Below are 18,596 nucleotides of genomic sequence, written 5' to 3'. Positions count from 1 at the left end.
GCCTACCCTAGTAGCTCTTCGTGGTTGTCGATTACTTTGCGGATTCCCTCGAGGTAGCGGTCGACGAGGGGAAGGTCCTCCTCCCGGTGCCAGACCGGAAGCTTCAGCGTGTGCCGCCAGACCTGCTCCGCCACCGGGAACTGGCCCGGGCGGTAGGCGACACGGTTGGCGTGCCGGTAGCCAGGCAACATGTGATCCGGGTCCTGGAACAGCGGCAGCAGGTTCAACGGACACGTCGAGCCGGGCCGGTCGATCTCCCCGAGGCCCTCGACGAGCAGCGCCTGGTGGAAGCGCTCGATCGAGAGGCCGCCGAGCTCGTCGGGTACGTAGGTCAGCGGCAGTCCGTACCAAGCGGGCCGCGTATCCGCGGGTACAGCAGGTACAGCAAGGCCGGGGAGCTGAGCCAGCTCGCGGCAGAGGTAGTCGGCGATGCATTGCCGGCCGGTCAGGTACTCGTCGAGGTTGGCGAGCTGGTCGAGGGCGATGCTCGCGGCGAGCGGATGGATACGAAACTTGAGCCCCATACCGGTGACCGCATAGCGGTGGGCCAGATGCTGGGTGGGGATCTCGGTGCGGCATCGCTTGTTGTAGTGGCCGTGCAGAAGCAGGCGGTAGAACAGCTCGTCGTCATCCGTCAGCGCGAAGCCGCCCTCACCGGCGGAGAGGGGTTTCGGCCCGTTCATCGAGAAGGCGGCGATGTGACCGAACGTGCCGACCTTCCGGTCCGCCACGGTCGCGCCGTGAGCGTGGGAGGCATCCTCAAGAAAGAGCAGGCCGTGTTCGTCCGCCAACTGGCGCAGCTGGTCGACCACCGCGGGAAGGCCCCAGAGGTGGGTTGCCATGATCGCTGTCGTCTTGTCGGTGATGCGCTCCTCGACATCCGCCACCGAGACGTTGCCCGTCTCGTCGCTGTCGGCGAGTACGGGAATCGCGCCCAGGTGCAGCAGTGGCGTCGCAGTGGCGAGGAACGTGTAGGCGGGGACGATCACTTCGTCGCCGGGCTCGACGTAAGCGGCCGCGTAGGCCGAGTGGATCGCCGCGGTCCCGGAGCTGGTGAGTACCGCATGGCGCACGCCGAAGTAGTCCTTGAGCGCGTCCTCCAGCTCGGCGATGACGCCTGAGCGGTCGTAGATGGAGACGGAGGTCTCCAACTGGTCGAGTACTGCCTTGGTGGTGTGCGGGGTGATCGGCGGCCAGGTGAAATGGGGTCCCGGCTCCGTGATCACCGGTGTGCCACCGTTGACGGCAAGCGTCTTCACTCACAGCTCCTTCGGGTTCACGTGGGTTCGGGTGCGGGCGGACTCGTAACAGCCCTGGATGAAGCTCAGGTGGGCGAGGTTTTCGCGAGGGCCGCTGACGTTCGGTCGCAGCCCTTCCACGACACGGCAGAAGTGGTTGACCTGGGACACGGCCGCCGATGGCCACGCTTGCTCGCGTGCCAGTGACTCCACGACCTCGCCGTCGTTGGTGAGCCGCTGGATACGTCCGCGTTCGAGGTGCACGATCCCTTTCGAGCCGACGAGCCTGATCTGTTCGGTCTTCGGCCCGATGAACCGGGACAGCAGGAGTGATCCGTAGAGGCCGCTGTCGTAGGAGAAGTGGATGAGAGCGGTGTCCTCGGCGTCGTAGTCACGGTCCGGACGCGCGTTGATCGACATGTCCGCGAGGATTCGGTCGGGGAGGCCGAAGTACCACAGCAGCATGTCGACCAGGTGGTAGCCCATGTCGATCACGCACCCGCCGCCCGCTCGGTTGACATGGCCGCGCCAACCTTCGGACGGGTCGGCGATGTGCAGTGTGTACGCCGCATCGACCACGAACGGGGTGCCGATCTGGTCCGCGAGTTGGTGGAAGCTCGTATAGATGGGATTGAACCGCCGCTGAAGCGTCACCATGAGATGAATGCCGGCGCGCTCACATTCCTTCGCGAGCTCCTTGGCCTCGGACAAGGTCGTTGCGAAGGGCTTTTCCTTGAGCACATGAATTCCTCGGCCGGCCGCGGCCTCGATGATCTGCCGTCCCGCATCGTGCGGGACACACACGACGACGAAGTCGAGCTGTTCAGCGTCGAACATCGCCTCCACGTTGGCGTAGCCGTTGACCTGGAGCCTGTACTGCTGCTCGCGCAGGACCGCGTCGTTCTCGTCGCAGATCGCGACCAGCTCCGCCGCGTCCGAACCCAGCAGGCCCGGTACATGGTCCTCAAGAGCTTGCTTGCCGAGCCCGACCACAGCTGCTCGAAGTTTCGTAGCACTTCTCGACCGGTCTCCCTTGGTGGCGAGCGGAAGTCGCAACAAGTCACTCATGTATGGTTTTCCCTCTCGCGAACACTTTCTCCCAGAGAACGCGAACCATGGTCGACGGCCGAACAACGGTTGCCTTTCCAGAGTTATCCCGCCCTTCTGAGGTGGTCGGCATTCGTTTCCTTCCCAGCGCTTCGGTCGAGCGAGCGAAGTCCGTCGAGAACACGTTGCAGCAACCTGATGTCACGCAGTGGATTGATCAGAACGCGCGGTTCCGGATACCTCTTCCGTTCACGGCGCGGTAGCACCGGAGACAGTCGCACCGTGTCGTCGATGCCCCTGTTCCGCCTGGTGATGGCGCACCAGACAACGCGTCGACCAGGACGGGGTAGGTCGTAGCCCCAGTCCTCGATGTCAGCCTGGAAGGGATTTTCGGAGAGTGACGTCGGCGCCGATTCGTGGTTGTCCCAGACTTGGACAACCAGCGACCGTGCCATGAGACGCAACCGAACGGCTATCAGTCCGGACCGTGCGGGCTCGCCGCCGTGGGACGAACCTGGATCGGCGGTACCCATCGCCGCGATGGAGTGCGCAACGAACTCACCCACGACACCGCTGGCGGTGTTCGCACAACGCTGGTCGAGCCGCCAGTCCCGGGCGTGTGCCTGCACGAGAAGCTGTGCGCACGAGATCGCACTCGGACCAGCAACAAGGAGGAGCCCGTCCTCCGATATCGACGCCTCTGCGCTTGGCGTTCTGCTTCTGGGCGGGCCGAGCGAGCCTCCAAGGGACCCGGTTTTGGGCTGGAAGTCCAATTCGCCTGGGAGGCAGGACCGGCGACGAGCGTCGGGGTACTGGCGTCGCCGGTCCTGCCGGCTTGATGGAGTCACGGGTGAGCCATCTCGAGGTTGTGATCGGCCAACACGGCACGGGAGCACGGCCACGTCAGCCCACATGCCGCGCAGTGGTTTCCGGCGTCGATGTGCTCGCTGAGAACGACGGCCGCACGTGTGGCGAGATCGTCGAGGAACACGCGGAGGGAATCATGAACCACCTCGGAGCGGTGAGAGTTCTGGCTGGTCACGGGGCGCCTCCTGTCACCGTTGTCGAGCGACCGTGGACGGCCGTAGGCTCTGATACAACCGGCCGTAATCAGGCCAGCACAGGGCGTGCTCCGGACAATTTCCGGACAAGAACCGGACATTGGGTGTGCTGACCGGGGACGACACACCAACATCGGCGGGGGAGGTGGACGTGGCGACCAGACGGCGTCGACTCGCGAAGCGACGCAAATCGCAAGGGTTCAGCCAAGAGTCTCTCGCCGAACGATTGGGAGTGGACCCCAAGACGATTCGGCGGTGGGAAAGCGGCGAGACCGAAGAGGGGCCACAACCTTGGTTACGGCCGAAACTGGCGCAGTGCCTGCAGGTGTCACCGGAACAGCTCGAAGAGCTGCTGGCAGGTGACGACGAGCCGGCGACCAATGACCGCGTCGACTACTCGCTGCGGAACCCAGCAGCCGCGGACCTTCGGACCGTAGCCGACCTCAGAGACGAGGTACACGACCTCGACGAGCGTTACGATAGCGCGCCGTCAACGTCGCTTCTCGCACGCACAGGACACTGTCTCGGCCAGGTCGCGTTTCTGCGGGCCAACGTGTCGAACCACCGGGTTCGACACGAGCTCCTCGCCGTCGAGGCCGAGGCCGCCACGCTCATGGGGCAACTCGTCTGGGACGCGTCCCAGCGCCGGGACCACGCGACCGCACACGACTACTTCGACCAGGCGATCACGGCCGCGCAGCGGCTTCGGGACCCGACAGCGGAAGGCCGCGCGCTCCTACGGAAGAGCTTCGTGGCGCTCTACGGCGAAAGAGCTCCTGAGACCGGGCTCCAGCTCACCATGCGAACAACCGAAGTGGTAGCGGGGAGCAGCCACGTGCTTGCGGGACTCGCGCTGCTGCACACAGCGGAGGCCTACGCGATGCTCGGCCGTCAACGCGACTGCGAACGGGCGCTCAGGGACGCTGACTCCCGGATTGAGCGGATCGGCGAGGCCGACGCGGCGCTCAACCTGTTCTCCCCAACACAGCCGGGGAGACTCGCCGGATCTTGCTACCTCTTCCTCGGCAAACCGAAACTCGCTCAGCCGATCCTGGAAACGACCGCTCACCAGCTCCGCGACCGCTCGAAGTCCCAGGCCATCGTCCTCGGCAACCTTGCTCTCGCGTACCTCCGGCAACGCCGCCTCGATGAGGCGGTGGGTGCGTTGCATCGGGCCGTGGATGTCGTCGAGGCAACGCGGGGCGGGGGCGGGCTGAACATCGTCTTCAGTGCTTGCCGGGAACTCCGACCATGGCGGAACGTGGACCTGGTCCAGGACGTGTACGACCGGGTGATGACCCTGATGACGGCGTGAGGAGCAGCGGCGATGACCGTGGATGAGAAGAAACGAGCTGTCCGCGAGCACGTGTGGGCGCTGCTGGAGGAACACCGTGCCGCACCGGCTGGTGTGCACGGCCGGATTCCCGCCTTCTTCGGCGCGGACGAAGCCGCCGACAGGCTCGCGGAGCTGCCGGAATGGCAGTCCGCCAAGATCGTCAAAGCGGTGCCTGACACAGCGCAACAGCCGGTGCGCGCCCGCGCTCTCGACGAAGGCAAGCTGGTCTACATGGCGGTGCCGAAGCTCGCCGAGCCGAGGCCCTTCTACCTGCTCGATCCGGACACCTTGCCCGTCTCGCCCGCCGAGGCCGCCGACAAGGGAGCCGCGGCCAAGGTCGGTCAGGCCGTCGACGTGGACAGTATGCGTCCGGTGGACCTCATCGTGTGCGGAAGCGTCGCCGTGAACCGCCACGGCGTGCGCCTCGGCAAAGGAGCCGGATACTCCGACATCGAGGTCGCATTCCTCCAGGAAGCCGGGCTGATTGGACCCGAGACGACGATCGTGACCACCGTGCACGACCTGCAGGTCATCGACGACGACCTACCCGAAACCAGGCACGACTTCAGCGTGGACATCATCGTGACCCCCACAACCGTGATCAGGTGCGACGAACCGCGACGACCGAGCGGCCTGCTCTGGGACGACCTCCCGGCGGAGAAGATCGCCGCGATTCCCGCACTCGCGGCGCGCTTGCGCCAACAGAGCAACGTCTGAGCGTCGGACCGGTCTCAGTCGTCCTCCACCTGGCCTTCTCGCTCGGCTTTGGCGAGTTGAAGGGCTTCGGCGACGGAGGCGAACTCGGTGAGCGCGGCTTGCAGGTCATCGACGATTTCCTGCGCGATGACCTCGGGCGGCTGGAGGTTCTCTCCATCGTCGAGATCCGGATCACGTAACCACGTGATGTCGAGGTTCGCCTTGTCGCGGGCAACCAGTTCATCGTGGGTAAACGCTTTGAACCGCTCAGTCTCGGTGCGGTTGTGCCGGTCATCAGGCTTGTAGCACCGCACGAAGTCGTCGAGGTGGTGCGCCTGGAGCTTGTTCTGCCGCAACGTGAAGTGCTCGCCGGTGCGGAAGTCGTACACCCACAGCTTGTCCGTCCACGGCTTCTCGGGGCGTGCACGCTTGGCGTCGAAGAACAACACGTTCGCCTTGACCCCGCCCGCGTAGAAGATGCCAGTGGGTAGCCGCAGCAGGGTGTGTACGTCACATTCCTTGAGCAACTTCCGGCGCAGCGTCTCGCCAGCACCGCCTTCGAACAGCACGTTGTCAGGCACAACGACCGCGGCGCGGCCGTCCACGGTGAGCAGCTTCGCGATGTGCTGGACGAAGTTGAGCTGTTTGTTGCTGGTGGTGACCCAGAAGTCGCTGCGGTCGTAGCTGACGTCTTCGCGGGTGACCTTGCCGAACTCGTCGATACTGGTGAACCCGGACTTTCGACCAAACGGCGGATTTGCCAGCACCAGGCTCGCGCGTTCGTCAGCCCTTGGCGGCCTCGCCAGCGCGTCCCGGACATCGATCAACGCCTTGCCACCTGCCTCACCGATGCCGTGGAGCAGCAGGTTCATCTGCGCGAGCCGGGCCGTACCGTGCACAAGCTCGACGCCGGAAATACCCCCATTGCGCAGGTGCTGGGCTTCTTCCTTGGTGAGAGTCTCACCGTGTTCCCGCTGGATGTAATCGTGCGCGGAAAGTAGAAAGCCACCGGTGCCACAAGCGGGGTCGACGATGGTGTCGTCCGGGCGCGGCTTCACGCATCGCACGATCACGTCGATGAGGGAGCGGGGAGTGAAGTACTGGCCGGCACCGGACTTGATGTCCTCAGCGCCTTTCTCCAATAGCGCCTCGTATGCATCACCCTTGATATCCACGCCCGTTCCGGACCAGTTCACGGAGTCAATCAGGTCCACGACCAACCTCTTGAGGGTGGCAGCGTTGCGGATCTTGCTCTCCGCACCGTGGTAGATAAGCCCGAGCGCGGTGTCCGGCTTCTTGCCGAGTTGTTCGAGAATGTTTTCGTAGGTGTGGCGCAGCTCGTCGGCGTCCGAATCCACGAGCGTCTGCCAACTCAGGTGCTTGGGGACGATCTCCTTGCCGCCACCGAAAGCCTTCCGCTCCGCACGCTCTTGCGCCATTTTGAGGAACAGGAGAAGCGTGAGCTGATCGACATAGTCGATCGTCGAAACGCCATCATGGCGCAGCACGTGACAGTAGCTCCACAGCTTGTCGACAAGCTGTTTAGCCTCGGCAGCCGTCTTTGGGATAGTCACAGCAGCGCCTCCTGCTCCATCTTATTTCGCCTGGCTCGCTTAGGTTTCGATGCTGCCGATTGTTCATTACGGACCCGCTCCAGCAAAGCGGAAGCCGGTTCGTCGGATAAGTCTTGCGCTACCAGTCGCCCAGCGAAAGCATCGGCGAGCAACGACCGACGAAGGTTCCCAGCAGAAATTCGCACAGTATCGATCGACGCCAGGCCAACTTCTGCACTTTCGGCGAGTCGGTTTACTGCCCCCATGATCCGATCTTGCTCTTCCGGCGGAGGCAATGGAATGGGCATTGCTGCTAATTTTGTCCCATTGACGTTTGCTTGACCCACTTGCTGACTAGCAACCGATTCAATATATGCGCGACCAAATGGGCTATTTATAACAAGCGCAACCCAGTCCGGGTTGACCATCGGAACAAGTTGACAACGAATTAGATACGAAGCGAAAACAGCACGCCCGTACGACTCCCGATAAACCGCCGATTTACCGACCAACTCAAAACTATTCGTGCGATTAAACAGGATATCGCCGTCACGCAGAAGCAACTTTGATACGTCCGGATGGTCAACCGGAAGATACTTGAGGGGCCCTCTTGTAACTACCCCATCCTGAATGTTACCCATGCGGATAACCGGGATTGAAGATTCGTCGATATCCGACGTCGCCTTGGCGGAGGTGCCGTATTGTATCTGCAATGAGAGCGAATCTAGGGGGAGAAATTCCCACCGATCCGGAATAGAAATATGAGCAACCTTAATCGCTGTGACTGACTTCCTCCGGCGACCTGTCGCCCGACGTTGTCGAACTTCAGCAATCGAATCGAGATAATTGCGCAAGGGAGTATCCGTCGCGCTCGGCTCCGCAAGATCTCCCCGAATCGCTGATACCGCGATGCTGCGGCCTAGCCGCCCTTTCATAACTTGGACCTTCGACAATGCCTGTTCACCAATGTCCAGACGGGAGAGATGGCCCTCAAGGGCGGCGACGATGCGCCGTTGCTCCGCTAGTGGCGGTAATGGAATTTTGGTACGTGCGAACTCTTTTGCAGAGATCTCTTTGAAGGTCGTACCACTCGCCCGATCACGTATTGCAGGGGTCTGATAGATCAAGTACCAATACAAGTACTTGGGGTCAATCTCAGGCGGCGGAACCAAACTTTTGAAGCCCTGGTTGGTGCATATCTCACCTCCTGCTATTGTCACGTACCCAATTGGCGCTCGAGAGCTATAGAGAACAGAGCCCGGCGGCACGAGGGTAGTTGAACAGGAGTTGTAGCCCTCTTCTGTGAGAGACCGCCGCCCTCGGAATGTTACTGTAGCTGGATTCTTGGCGAGATCATCCGGCGTAAGCCACGCAATGGGCCCGCCCCAATATTCGGCTACTCCTGTCTTAGGGGTCGCTCCCGACACGATCTTGCATGTCTCCGCAAAACTGGCCCATTCCCAGCCTGGTGGCAAGTCGCTCATGCGGGAAGATTCCTGTTCAGGTCGGCCAATAAATCCTCAGCGTGGTCGTCGCCGAAGTCTCGGATGAAGCCGTCGACGCCTCCGCGCTTGGTGAACGGTACCGTGTTGAGATCCTCGGGGCTGACGATGAGGCGGTTGGCGATGGTCACGGCGATCTTGTCAAGCCACCAGCGTTGGTCGACGGTGAAGACAGCACCTGCCTGTTCTTGGCGCGCAAGCCAGTTAGCAAGGTTTTCCTCGACCTTGGCAAGCGGTGGCCGAAGCTCAGAGTCCAACCCCAGCTCGAACTGCAGGATGGCCATGAGGTGCGGGACGTCCTTGCGGCTCCCATTCCCCTTGGCGATCCCGAGGTTCTTGTAGGCTTGCCACAGGCGAGCAGGCGTCCATCGATGGGGCGGCGCTTCGATCTTCGCGGCCAGCTTCTTGAGCATCCTGTACAGCTCGTTCGGCTCTCGGCGAGGATCGCTGAACGCTACCCGGAAAGCAGCGATCTCGTCGGCGTTGTCAGCCATGTACTGGCGCCAATCATCGACGGTATGCCGCGCGGTGTCTTCGTCCATGCGCCGCGCCTCGACAGAGATGGGCTTGTCGATGCCAGGGTCGTAGGGCATGTCGTAGTTTCGACGGATATCCAAAATGCGTTTCCGCAGTTCCGGGCGCTCGGCTAGCGTCCGGACAGCGGCAAGTACCAGCTCCCGCTGCGCCTGCTCGCCACCGGACTGGAACGCGCGTTCCTGGGCGTCCTCGTCGGTCGCACGCTCGATGCCCTGCACGAGGTTGCGCAACGACTGACCGTCGGCGAGGTCGGTGAGCTCCTCCCGTTCGGCGTGCGTAATGTCCCGATCGAGCCTGCCCAACCGCGATGCCAACGCGGCGGCTTCCTCGGCGTTGATGCCCTGGCTCGCGGCCTTGTTCAAGAGCTTCTCCAGACTGACCTGGCGCTGGCTGGCCGGCTGTAGCGGCTTCGCGTCCACCAGCGGTGAGTCCGTGACTCCGACCGGATCGACAAGCAGGAACTTCTCTTTTGCCCGGGCATCCGGTGTGACGCGCTGGAACTCGTCCACGTCGACCGTGCGCGCACCCCGGCCCTTCATCTGCTCAAAGTACGTCGCACTGGACACGCCCCGCAGGAACAACACGCACTCCAGCGGCTTGATGTCCGTACCGGTGGCGATCATGTCCACGGTGACGGCGATTCGAAACGCCGGGTCATTGCGGAAGTCAGAGATCAGCTGCTCTGGGTTGTCGGCGCGGTAGGTCACCTTCGCACAGAACGTGCTGTCACCGCCGAAAATCTCTCGCACGATCTGCACGATCTCATCGGCATGCTGGTCAGTCTTCGCGAAAATCAACGTTTTGGGCACGTGTGTGCGTTGCTCAAAGTACTGCGACCAGTGGTCGTGGAACTGCTGGATCACCGTGCGGATCTGGCTCAGATTCATCACTGTGCGGCCGATGGCGTCGGCGTTGTAGTCCAGGTTGGTGTCCAACGGTTCGTAGCGCACCTTCTTCGTGTGTAGGTCCACGATACGAATGGGCACGTTGGCCGGGATGGATCCGCCGTGCTCGCCGACCTCGGTACGGATGCGCATAATGTCGTAGTCGACGTTCACGCCGTCAGCGACGGCCTGTCGGTATGTGTACTGGCTGACAAGGTTCTCGTTGAAGAACCCGAACGTCTGCGGCACTGGTGTTGCCGTCAGCCCGACCAGGTGCGCGTCGAAGTACTCCAACACGGCACGCCATTTGCCATAGATCGAACGATGACATTCATCCACGATCACCAGATCGAAGGTCTCCGGCGGCACCGCGGCGTTGTAATCCAGCTCTACGGCATCATCGGGCTCGAAGTCGTACGGCTCCTCGTCGTCAGTCAATTCTTCCCCACGCAGCAAGGCGTAAAGCCGCTGCACGGTGCTGATGACCACCTTCGTAGAGCTGAGCACGACATCGCTGCGCAGACGTTGCACGTTGTACAACTCGGAAAACGGCGTGCCGTCGTCGGGCGTTCGGTAGTTGTCGAACTCACTCTGTGCCTGACGACCGAGGTTGTTGCGATCGACGAGAAACAGCACCCTGTGCGCACCTGCGTGCCGCAACAACCGATACGTCTCCGTGACCATGGTGTAGGTTTTCCCCGCACCAGTAGCCATCTGGATCAGTGAGCGAGGCCGATCGTCGGCCAGTGACTCCTCCAACCCTTCGATTGCCTCGATCTGCGCGTTCCGCAGGCCGTCCTTGATGAGCTCAGGCATGCGTCGTATGCGGCACCGGTACGTTGGGGCGCTGTCGTCAGACTCGGCTTCCCGCATCCACCGTGCGATCGTGGACGGCTGGTGGAACGAGAACACCCGGCGCGGCCGCACGATCGGGTCCATCGCATTGGTGAACCTCGTCTCCACACCGGTCGACTCATAGCGAAACGGCAACGGCGTCCGCCAAGCGGCGAGCCGCTGACCCGCGTCAAGATTCGTGGCGTACCGGGCACTTTGCTGGTCCACCCCGCCCAGGCTGGTGCCCTCGCGTTTGGCTTCCACCACCCCGACAAGCTTGGCGTCAACATAGAGCAGGTAGTCAGCACGGCCTTTCCCCGTGGGGACTTCCCGGACCGCGACCCCCTGCGCAGCATGCACATTCGTCTCATGCCGGTCCTGGACCGCCCAGCCAGCATCGGTGAGCATTCGATCGATGAGCCGACGAGTCTGCATCTCGTTGAGACGTGGACGGCTGGCTGTCTTGGAGCGCTCGACATAGTCGTCCCGTTGAGAGGGGCTGATCGGTTCGGCCTGCGAAGCCTTATCTGTCAGTCGACGCTGAAGACCGTCAACTTTCTTCGCGAGTTCCTTGATCAGCTCTGCCATGCCGGCCTGTGCCTGCATGGCCTGCCGAATCTCTTCGTTCGCCTGGCGTTGTGCGGCTACCTCGGCAGCGCGCAACTCCTGATGCTCGTCCAGCTTCAAACGCATTTCAGCGAGTTCGGCACGCTGGGCGTCAAGAAGTTTCTGCAGCTCACCGAGCGCTTCGGCCTCAGCGGCGGACGTGGGGGTCTGCTTCTCACGCGGCTGCGGCGGCACGAACGGTGGCGCGTCGTGATGACCACTGACGGTCCGGTGGAACCACGCGCCTAGCTCATATGACGCCCGTACCAGCAGTAGCGCTTCCTTCTGCGCTGCGAAGCCTTCGTGGTTGGCTTTATTGCCGATCTTGCGCACTGCGTCGAACCACGACCGGACCCGTTCGTTCAAGAAACCCTGGTCAGCAAGGGTTTTCAGGCGCTGGTGCTGCTTGTCCGGCATACCTGGGATCCCGAACTGCGCGAACGCCAGCGCGGTGAGTGCTTCACCGAACTGGCGGCATTTCACCATCGAGGTGTTCGGGTCTTCGAACACGAGTTGCTCGGCCATCGCGCCGTACATGACCAACAAGGGGTCATGTACCAGGAGATAACCGAAGTTCGGCGCGGCAGCGGCCAGCTCGCGGATCCTCTGGTCCGACGACATGAAATCCCCCCATGCGCAGCCTCATGACAGCCGTCGGCATCCTACTCCAGGAGACACTAGAACGTGATCATCGGCGCACGATGCGTAGCCAGTCGCTGCTGAATTGATTGCCCCTGACGGGGCGCTCGCGGATCGGTCCGCGCTGCAGCCGCTGACCACTTCGCGTAATGGCCACCGGCGGCTGCTGTCCCGATGTTCGGGAACGTGCCTGGTCTGCTGCTCGCTCCCGACATTCGACGACGGCAGGATGGCCGTGCAACTCACGGACTACAGCACTGATCTGGTGTTGTGCGGCTCGGCGGATGCCGTGCCGTTCCGCGTGATGCTCCAAGGTCACCGCTATGGCGTAGACCAGCACGACAAGTGCCACCAACATGGCTGGTGCCGGATCCCGCGATACCGCGGCCAAGCGTGCTGCCTTAGCCAGCAGCGGAAGCGCCACACCGGTCAACTCCCGCAGCTTCGGGCTGCCGTGTGGCAACTGGGCAGCACTTGTCAGCTGCTTCGTGACCAGACATAGGCGCTCGGAGCTAGGGTCCACGTGGGCGAGGGCCGCGACAACTTCGGCGGTGAACCCGGCAGCTCGGTGCCAATTGACCGGGTCAGCTCCCTCAAGCTCGTGGCTGAGCGCGCCTTGCGCTCGTTCCAGGTCTCGCCTTACTTGCCGCCAGGTCACACGACGCGGTGTCTCTGGGGTGAACCCCGCATCGAACTCACCCCGCCATATCTCGGCGGCGAACTGCGCTGGGAGATTGGCGGTCTCCCAACGTAGCCGCAACCGAGGCAGCGACAAGTCCCGCCGCAAGGACGAGCCTGCGAACCACACCGGCTTGCTGTGCTCGCTACGCGGCGCCAGCGCCACTCGGTATCCCACGACCTTGCTGTCGACGACACGCGGAGCGACCAGCACGCCGCGATGCCGGAGGAGGTTGACGAAATCGATCTCGGTCATCGCCTCGACAGCCACCTCGGCAACAACCCTCCTCAGTTGCTCACGATCAGTACTTGCACCTTGCGCGGCGGCACGTTCAAGTTCCGGTCGAGTCGCGGCCTTCTGGCTCCCCTCTCCGGCCGGCGCTGTGGGGGTGAGACCCAAACGGTCCTCGACCTGGCGGCACCAGACACGCCAACGCGGCCAGTCCCGGTACGTGTTGGCGACAGCACCGTTGCCACGCACGAGGTTGACCACCAAGTGGACGTGATCGTTGCCTTCGGCGGACAAGCCATGGTGAACTGCCACCCAGCGGCACCCACCCACACCTTCGGCATCCGGACCGAACCCCATATGTGCAACGGCCTCGGTCGCCAGCTCGCGCCAGGTGTCGTCGCCGAGAACTCCATCGGTTGGCGACGCCGACAAGGCGACGTGGTAGACGTGGCCGGTCTCGAGATGGACCTCGTGACCGACCATCGCGGCGTCGATGTCCCGGGCCAGTTTCGCCAGGCCACCACGGCGCTCCAGCACGTCCGCGAATGCACCGTGCTCCAACCATTCGGGATCCCACGCTGCGACCAGGTGCGGAGTCGTGTGTTCGTTCGATCTCCCCTTGCCGAACAAGTAGCGCAGCAAGCCGTAGGTGTTGTGGCCGCGCTTGCTGCGGTCAGGGGCCTTCGCGATCACAAGGTCGGTTGCTGTCGAGACGGATCGATCGCGTCGAGAAGCTCCCGGTGCCGATCGAGCGTGGCTTCCAGGTAGCGCAACGCGACGCCAAGAGCGCCCGACAACTCCCCGGTGGCATTCGTCGCAGCAGCCATCTGGTTCAGGTTTGTACCGACCTTGATCAACCGGGTCTCGACAGCATCGAGTCGTTCAACCCACCACCGCTGCTCTCGCAAGCTCCACCCGCCTGCTGGCTCCCGAAGAGCTGACTCGACCAAGTACCGGGGAAGCGACAGCCGTGCAGTCGCAGCGGCCATGGCGAGGCGGGCGTAGACCTTCTCGGTCGTCCGCACATTGATCCGCACCGGCGCGCCGCCAGGAACCCTTCGCTGTCGCCGTGGCTTTCGTAGTGAGTCGGTCAAGGCTGGCCACCCCCACACGATGGCCGCCAGCACCGCGTGACCGAATGGCCCACGCAGCGGGGCGGAGAAGTGTGGCCACCATCTCGGCGTTGATCAGGTGTCCTGATCTCTAACTTGCTCCGCTTCATCGCTATGCCGAGAGGACACCGATCACCGATGCGGTGATCACTCGATATCGGCCACCGACCTTGATGACCCTCGCGGGAAACTCGCCCCTCGCCACCAGCTCGTAGGCGTGGCTGCGGGAGATCCCGAACGCGGTCGCCGCCCTGGCCACATCGACGCTGGCCGGCCAGTTGTCCCTGATCTCTGCCAGCGTTGGCGCACTGGATGCGCCTTGAATCCCTGTATCCACGGTTCCCCCTGTATTCGCCTCGTCCCCCAACGGGCACCAATTACGATACAGTCAATGACATTGCCGTGTCATCCATGTACGAGGGGAGGTGTCCAGGGTGTCTCGCGCTTTGGTCCGAGAGAGTCGCCAGCCGTATCGTCCCGGCATGCCGCGCCAGCCGAAAAACTTCAGCATCGCCTGGGTCTCCGTAGAGCCACTGAGCCCGACCGGCTATCTGCCCACTGGTCCAGACACTGCCGTACCGACGCGCTTCACCGCTTCGTTCGCGTTGGAGCAGCCACCGGCGAGTGTCGAGATCGAAGTGTTCGTCGGCGCTGACCTACGGCCGGTCGTCGTCGATCTGGCCATTCGCGCGAACGTAAAAGAACCGATCACCACATCTGTGTTGCGGCGCGTACTCGTAGACCAGCTACTGAGCAGAGCGCTCGCGGAAGCCACCGTGCCAAGGGAACCGACCGACCAACCCCGGCACCGCCGGAAGGTCGATGAGGAAGCCGAACTGGCGGCACGCGTCTACCTCGAGGCGGTAGCGACAGGCAGCAGGGCACCGACGATGGCCGTCGCCCACACCATGAATCGCTCCCGCGCACAGGCGTCCCGGTACGTGCGTCGTGCACGCGAACTGGGATTACTGCCCACGCCGGATCCGCAGCAGGAAGGATGAGGAGCAGCAACGAATGGCAGATCCGATCAAGAAGATCACGCTCAGGGACGGGACCGTCCGCTATCGGTTCGTCGTCGACATCGGTCGCGACCCGGAAACCGGACGCCGCCAGCAGAAGACGTTCACCTTCGACACCAAACGCGAGGCACGCGCCGAGTACGACAAGATCCGACACCAGCTGAACGAGGGCAACTACATCCGGCCCACGAGTATCACGGTGTCCGAGTACCTGAACGGCTGGCTGGAAGGTGCGGCACGGGACCTGCGGGACTCCAGCAAGCGGAGTTACCAGGACGCACTACGGCCAGTTCACGAACGGCTCGGGTCCATGCCGATCCAGAAGGTCAGCAAAGCCGACATCGAACGAATGGTCACGTGGATGGAGGCCTCCGGCCGCCGCCGCGGAGGCAAGCCTGGTACTGGACTCGGTCCCCGGAGCGTGCGGTTGACCCTCGGGCGGCTCGCAGCGGCCTTCGAGATGGCGGTCTTGGAAGGGTTACTCCCCCGCAACGTGGCCAAGCTCGTCAAGCCGCCGAAGTACGCTCCGGCTCCTCGGAGCACGTGGTCGGCCGAGGAGGTGCGGAAGTTCCTCGACAAGGCCAAGGCCGACCGGCTCCACGCTGGCTGGCGCCTGTCCCTCTACGGGCTGCGGAGAGGCGAAGTTCTCGGGCTCCGCTGGCAGGAAGACATCGGCTTCGGTTCCTTCGGAGAGCCATGCCGGGCGCACAAGAAGCCATGGTGCATTGACTGCTACGGGGCGGGGTCGACGTACAAGCCCGCAACGATCCGCGTGCAGCAGGCCCGAGTGCTTGTCGAAGGCACGACCCAGATCGTGCCGCCCAAGTCGCGCAACGGATTCCGGACACTGCCTCTCGATGTCACAGCCGCATCGGCACTACACAACCTCAAGGTCACTCAAAACGCCGAAAGGCTGGCCGCAGGAAAGGCATACACCAACAGCGGCTACGTCGTGGTCGACGAACTGGGCGAGCCCGTCCACCCCGAGTGGTACTCCGACGAGTTCGGTCGCCTCGCCAAACGAGCCGGAGTCAAGCGGATCGTGCTGCACGAGGGCCGCCACACGGCACTGAGCCTGATGGAGAAGGCCGGGGTGCCGATCTCCATCGTCAGCAAGTGGGCCGGGCACTACGACACCGCGTTCACGTACTCGACCTACGTACACGCCACCGAAGAGGATCTCCAGACCGGAACCGACGCACTCGGCAAGATCTACAAGAACACCTGAGCAAGCAGTACAAACGTACGTGAGAAGTTGTGAGACGATCAGCCGCCAAAAAGCAGTCAAGGCCTCGTCTCATTACTGAGAACAAGGCCTTGACCTGGACTTTCCGATGCGCGCCCGTAGGGATTCGAACCCCAAACCTTCTGATCCGTAGTCAGATGCTCTATCCGTTGAGCTACGGGCGCATGTTCAGTTGTTCCCGACCGGAGTCGGGGTGGTGCTCGGCTGGGCCGAGCCCCGGCGGAGGCTCCGGGATTTGAACCCGGGAGGGGGGTTACCCCCAACCGCATTAGCAGTGCGGCGCCATAGACCAGACTAGGCGAAGCCTCCCAGGTCGCGACCACTGCCGTCATAGACTACACACCGCCACCGAAGCCCGGCAAAGCACCCCCAGTCAACCCGCTGACCAGGTCATTCGCGTGCCGCGTAAGCCACGAACGGGGTCAGCGAGTCCGGGTTGGCGAGTGCGTCCTTGCTCACCGCGCGTTCCGGGGCCACCCCGGAGAGGATCTTCTTCACCGGCACCTCGCACTTCTTGCCGTTCAGCGTCCTCGGCACCTGTTCCACCACGATGAACCGGTCGGGCACGTGCCTTGGCGACAGCTCCTTGCGCAACTCGGCGCGCAAGGTCGGCTCCACGTCCTCCAGCTTCGCCCGCTGCGCGAGCACGAGGAAGCACAACAACTGCCCCTCATCACCCGCCGAGGTGTCGATGACCAGCGAGTCCAACACCTCGTCGAAACCCTCGACGACACGATAGAACTCGGCCGTGCCCATCCGCACGCCGCCGCGGTTGAGGGTGGAGTCACTTCGCCCGTAGATCACTGCCGAGCCACGGTCGGTGATCTTGATCCAGTCGCCGTGGCGCCACTTGCCGGGGTAGTCCTCGAAGTAGGCCTCCCGCAGCCGCGTGCCGTCGGGGTCGTTCCAGAACGCCACCGGCATCGACGGCATCGGCTTCGTGATGATCAATTCGCCCACCTGGTCGACCACGGGGTCGCCCGCCTCGTCGTAGGCCTCCACGGCGGCACCCAGGCACCGGCACGACAACTCCCCCAACCACACCGGAACGTCCGGCGACGCACCGACGAACGCGGTGCACAGGTCGGTGCCGCCGGAAACGGAGCAGATCTGTACGTGCTCGCCGATCTCCTCGGCGATCCAGCGGAAGCCCTCCACGCTCAGCGGCGCACCGGTGGAGCCCAGCGCCCGCATCGCCGAAAGGTCGAACTCGGCAGCGGGGCGCAACCGCTGCTTCAGGCAACTCTGCACGAACGGCGCCGACGTGCCGAAGTAGGTCACCTCATGTTTCTGCGCAAGACGCCACAACGTGTTGAGATCCGGATGGGCAGGGCTGCCGTCGTAGAGCACGATCGTGGTTCCCACGAGCAGCCCGGAGACGAGGAAGTTCCACATCATCCAACCCGTGGTGGTGAACCAGAAAAACCGCTCGCCGGGCCCGAGGTCGCAGTGCAACGCCAGGATCTTCAGGTGCTCCACGATGATGCCGCCGTGCCCCTGCACGATGCCCTTCGGCAACCCCGTCGTCCCCGACGAATACAGCACCCACAGCGGGTGGTCGAACTCCACCGGCTCGAACTCAAGCGCGGTACCCGCGTGCCCGGCCAGCAACGCCTCCCAGTCCAGCGTGCCGGGGATCGTGCCGCCGCCCTCGTATCCCACGAGCACGGTCGCCGCGAGCCGAGGCAACTTCGACCGCAGCTCCTCCACAGTCGGCCTGATGTCGAACGACCTGCCGTTGTAGCGGTAGCCGTTGACGGCGATGAGCACCTTCGGCTCGATCTGGGTGAAGCGGTCGGAAACCGCCCGCACGCCGAAGTCCGGCGAGCACGACGACCAGACAGCACCGAGGCTGGCCGCGGCGAGGAACGCGACAAGGGTCTGCGGACAGTTCGGCGCGAGCGCGACAACCCGGTCGCCCTTCCCGACGCCGAGAGACCGCAGCGCACCACGCGCCGCAGCCACCCGTGCCCGCAGGTCGCCGTAGGACAGCCGTTCCTCGGCACCGTCCTCCCGCTGGAACACCACCGCGGGATCGTTGTCGGCCTTGGCCGCACCGGCAACGCCGCCGCTCAACGCATGCTCGGCGTAGTTCAGCGTGCCGCCCGCGAACCATCGCGCGCCGGGCATCTCCATGCCGGACAACACCTCGGCCGGCTGCTGGTGCCAGCGCACCCCCAGGTACTCGGCGACCGCCGACCAGAAGCCCGACAGGTCTCGCACCGAGTACGACCACAACTCGTGGTAATCACCGGCGTGCACGTCGCGGTTGGCACCGAGCCAGCGGCGGAAGTCCTCGATCCTGGTCCGTTCCACCTGCTCGGAAGTGGGCCGCCACAACACTTCTGGGACGTCGGCGTCAGCAGTCATGCGCCG

Annotated in this window: 14 protein-coding genes and 2 tRNA genes; 4 read left to right on the top strand and 12 right to left on the bottom strand. The window is 63.5% G+C overall.

Annotated features, from left to right (window positions below):
- Positions 1 to 2: 2 nt before the first annotated feature.
- From SACMADRAFT_RS02060 to SACMADRAFT_RS02045, 3 genes are all read right to left on the bottom strand, one after another.
- On the bottom strand, positions 3 to 1,259 hold the full coding sequence (locus tag SACMADRAFT_RS02060) for a DegT/DnrJ/EryC1/StrS family aminotransferase (protein WP_009152117.1): 1,257 nt from the start codon (positions 1,257 to 1,259) through the stop codon (positions 3 to 5).
- Positions 1,260 to 2,306 (bottom strand): Gfo/Idh/MocA family protein, encoded by a 1,047-nt coding sequence (locus SACMADRAFT_RS02055; RefSeq protein ID WP_009152116.1) that lies wholly within the window; start codon positions 2,304 to 2,306, stop codon positions 1,260 to 1,262.
- An 823-nt stretch (positions 2,307 to 3,129) separates the two neighbouring features.
- Positions 3,130 to 3,327 carry a hypothetical protein gene (locus tag SACMADRAFT_RS02045; protein WP_009152114.1) on the bottom strand — a complete coding sequence of 66 codons (198 nt, stop codon included), beginning with the start codon at positions 3,325 to 3,327 and terminating at the stop codon, positions 3,130 to 3,132.
- Positions 3,328 to 3,452: 125 nt separating this feature from the next.
- Between SACMADRAFT_RS02045 and SACMADRAFT_RS02040 the strand changes: the two genes are divergently transcribed.
- Positions 3,453 to 4,661, top strand: a complete 1,209-nt coding sequence (locus SACMADRAFT_RS02040) for a helix-turn-helix domain-containing protein (protein ID WP_332307222.1) — start codon at positions 3,453 to 3,455, stop codon at positions 4,659 to 4,661.
- 12 nt (positions 4,662 to 4,673) lie between these two features.
- The gene (locus tag SACMADRAFT_RS02035) at positions 4,674 to 5,399 is read left to right on the top strand and encodes a 5-formyltetrahydrofolate cyclo-ligase (protein ID WP_009152112.1); all 726 of its coding nucleotides are present in this window, start codon (positions 4,674 to 4,676) and stop codon (positions 5,397 to 5,399) included.
- Positions 5,400 to 5,413: 14 nt separating this feature from the next.
- On the opposite strand, the gene SACMADRAFT_RS02030 is transcribed toward SACMADRAFT_RS02035, so the two are convergent.
- The 6 genes from SACMADRAFT_RS02030 to SACMADRAFT_RS02010 form a co-directional block, all read right to left on the bottom strand.
- Complete coding sequence (locus SACMADRAFT_RS02030) at positions 5,414 to 6,952, bottom strand: class I SAM-dependent DNA methyltransferase (protein ID WP_009152111.1); 1,539 nt, start codon at positions 6,950 to 6,952, stop codon at positions 5,414 to 5,416.
- A complete protein-coding gene (locus SACMADRAFT_RS28885) occupies positions 6,949 to 8,415 on the bottom strand; it encodes a restriction endonuclease subunit S (protein ID WP_009152110.1) in 1,467 nt (488 codons plus the stop codon). Before SACMADRAFT_RS28885 ends, SACMADRAFT_RS02030 begins: the two co-directional genes overlap by 4 nt.
- Positions 8,412 to 11,915: a DEAD/DEAH box helicase family protein gene (locus tag SACMADRAFT_RS02025; RefSeq protein WP_009152109.1), complete on the bottom strand. Its 3,504-nt coding sequence runs from the start codon at positions 11,913 to 11,915 to the stop codon at positions 8,412 to 8,414. The genes SACMADRAFT_RS28885 and SACMADRAFT_RS02025 overlap by 4 nt, the downstream gene beginning before the upstream one ends.
- 67 nt (positions 11,916 to 11,982) lie before the next feature.
- Complete coding sequence (locus SACMADRAFT_RS02020; RefSeq protein WP_009152108.1) at positions 11,983 to 13,536, bottom strand: relaxase/mobilization nuclease domain-containing protein; 1,554 nt, start codon at positions 13,534 to 13,536, stop codon at positions 11,983 to 11,985.
- Positions 13,533 to 13,880 carry a hypothetical protein gene (locus tag SACMADRAFT_RS02015; protein ID WP_050998050.1) on the bottom strand — a complete coding sequence of 116 codons (348 nt, stop codon included), beginning with the start codon at positions 13,878 to 13,880 and terminating at the stop codon, positions 13,533 to 13,535. The genes SACMADRAFT_RS02020 and SACMADRAFT_RS02015 overlap by 4 nt, the downstream gene beginning before the upstream one ends.
- 187 nt (positions 13,881 to 14,067) lie before the next feature.
- Positions 14,068 to 14,292 carry a helix-turn-helix transcriptional regulator gene (locus SACMADRAFT_RS02010; RefSeq protein WP_009152106.1) on the bottom strand — a complete coding sequence of 75 codons (225 nt, stop codon included), beginning with the start codon at positions 14,290 to 14,292 and terminating at the stop codon, positions 14,068 to 14,070.
- Between the two features lie 145 nt (positions 14,293 to 14,437).
- On the opposite strand from SACMADRAFT_RS02010, the gene SACMADRAFT_RS02005 reads away from it, so the two are divergent.
- Together SACMADRAFT_RS02005 and SACMADRAFT_RS02000 are read left to right on the top strand one after the other, a co-directional pair.
- Positions 14,438 to 14,956: a hypothetical protein gene (locus SACMADRAFT_RS02005; protein WP_232285527.1), complete on the top strand. Its 519-nt coding sequence runs from the start codon at positions 14,438 to 14,440 to the stop codon at positions 14,954 to 14,956.
- 13 nt (positions 14,957 to 14,969) lie between these two features.
- Positions 14,970 to 16,202 (top strand): tyrosine-type recombinase/integrase, encoded by a 1,233-nt coding sequence (locus tag SACMADRAFT_RS02000; RefSeq protein ID WP_009152104.1) that lies wholly within the window; start codon positions 14,970 to 14,972, stop codon positions 16,200 to 16,202.
- 109 nt (positions 16,203 to 16,311) lie between these two features.
- Here SACMADRAFT_RS02000 and SACMADRAFT_RS01995 read toward each other — a convergent pair.
- From SACMADRAFT_RS01995 to SACMADRAFT_RS01985, 3 genes are all read right to left on the bottom strand, one after another.
- Positions 16,312 to 16,384, bottom strand: a tRNA-Arg gene (locus SACMADRAFT_RS01995).
- A gap of 56 nt (positions 16,385 to 16,440) precedes the next feature.
- A tRNA-Ser gene (locus tag SACMADRAFT_RS01990) sits at positions 16,441 to 16,529 on the bottom strand.
- Positions 16,530 to 16,610: 81 nt separating this feature from the next.
- Positions 16,611 to 18,590 carry an acetoacetate--CoA ligase gene (locus SACMADRAFT_RS01985; RefSeq protein WP_009152103.1) on the bottom strand — a complete coding sequence of 660 codons (1,980 nt, stop codon included), beginning with the start codon at positions 18,588 to 18,590 and terminating at the stop codon, positions 16,611 to 16,613.
- Positions 18,591 to 18,596 lie beyond the last annotated feature (6 nt).

The organism is Saccharomonospora marina XMU15, from assembly GCF_000244955.1.
In the GTDB taxonomy this organism is placed as follows: domain Bacteria; phylum Actinomycetota; class Actinomycetes; order Mycobacteriales; family Pseudonocardiaceae; genus Saccharomonospora_A; species Saccharomonospora_A marina.
Note: the sequence above shows the minus strand (reverse complement) of the source record. Positions and strands in the feature narration are given on the sequence as shown.

Coding starts and splice junctions, on each gene's coding strand:
- SACMADRAFT_RS02005 (WP_232285527.1), top strand. CDS start 14,438: ATGCCGCGCCAGCCGAAAAACTTCAGCATCGCCTGGGTCTCCGTAGAG.
- SACMADRAFT_RS02025 (WP_009152109.1), bottom strand. CDS start 11,915: ATGTCGTCGGACCAGAGGATCCGCGAGCTGGCCGCTGCCGCGCCGAAC.
- SACMADRAFT_RS02035 (WP_009152112.1), top strand. CDS start 4,674: ATGACCGTGGATGAGAAGAAACGAGCTGTCCGCGAGCACGTGTGGGCG.
- SACMADRAFT_RS01985 (WP_009152103.1), bottom strand. CDS start 18,590: ATGACTGCTGACGCCGACGTCCCAGAAGTGTTGTGGCGGCCCACTTCC.
- SACMADRAFT_RS02055 (WP_009152116.1), bottom strand. CDS start 2,306: ATGAGTGACTTGTTGCGACTTCCGCTCGCCACCAAGGGAGACCGGTCG.
- SACMADRAFT_RS02000 (WP_009152104.1), top strand. CDS start 14,970: ATGGCAGATCCGATCAAGAAGATCACGCTCAGGGACGGGACCGTCCGC.
- SACMADRAFT_RS28885 (WP_009152110.1), bottom strand. CDS start 8,415: ATGAGCGACTTGCCACCAGGCTGGGAATGGGCCAGTTTTGCGGAGACA.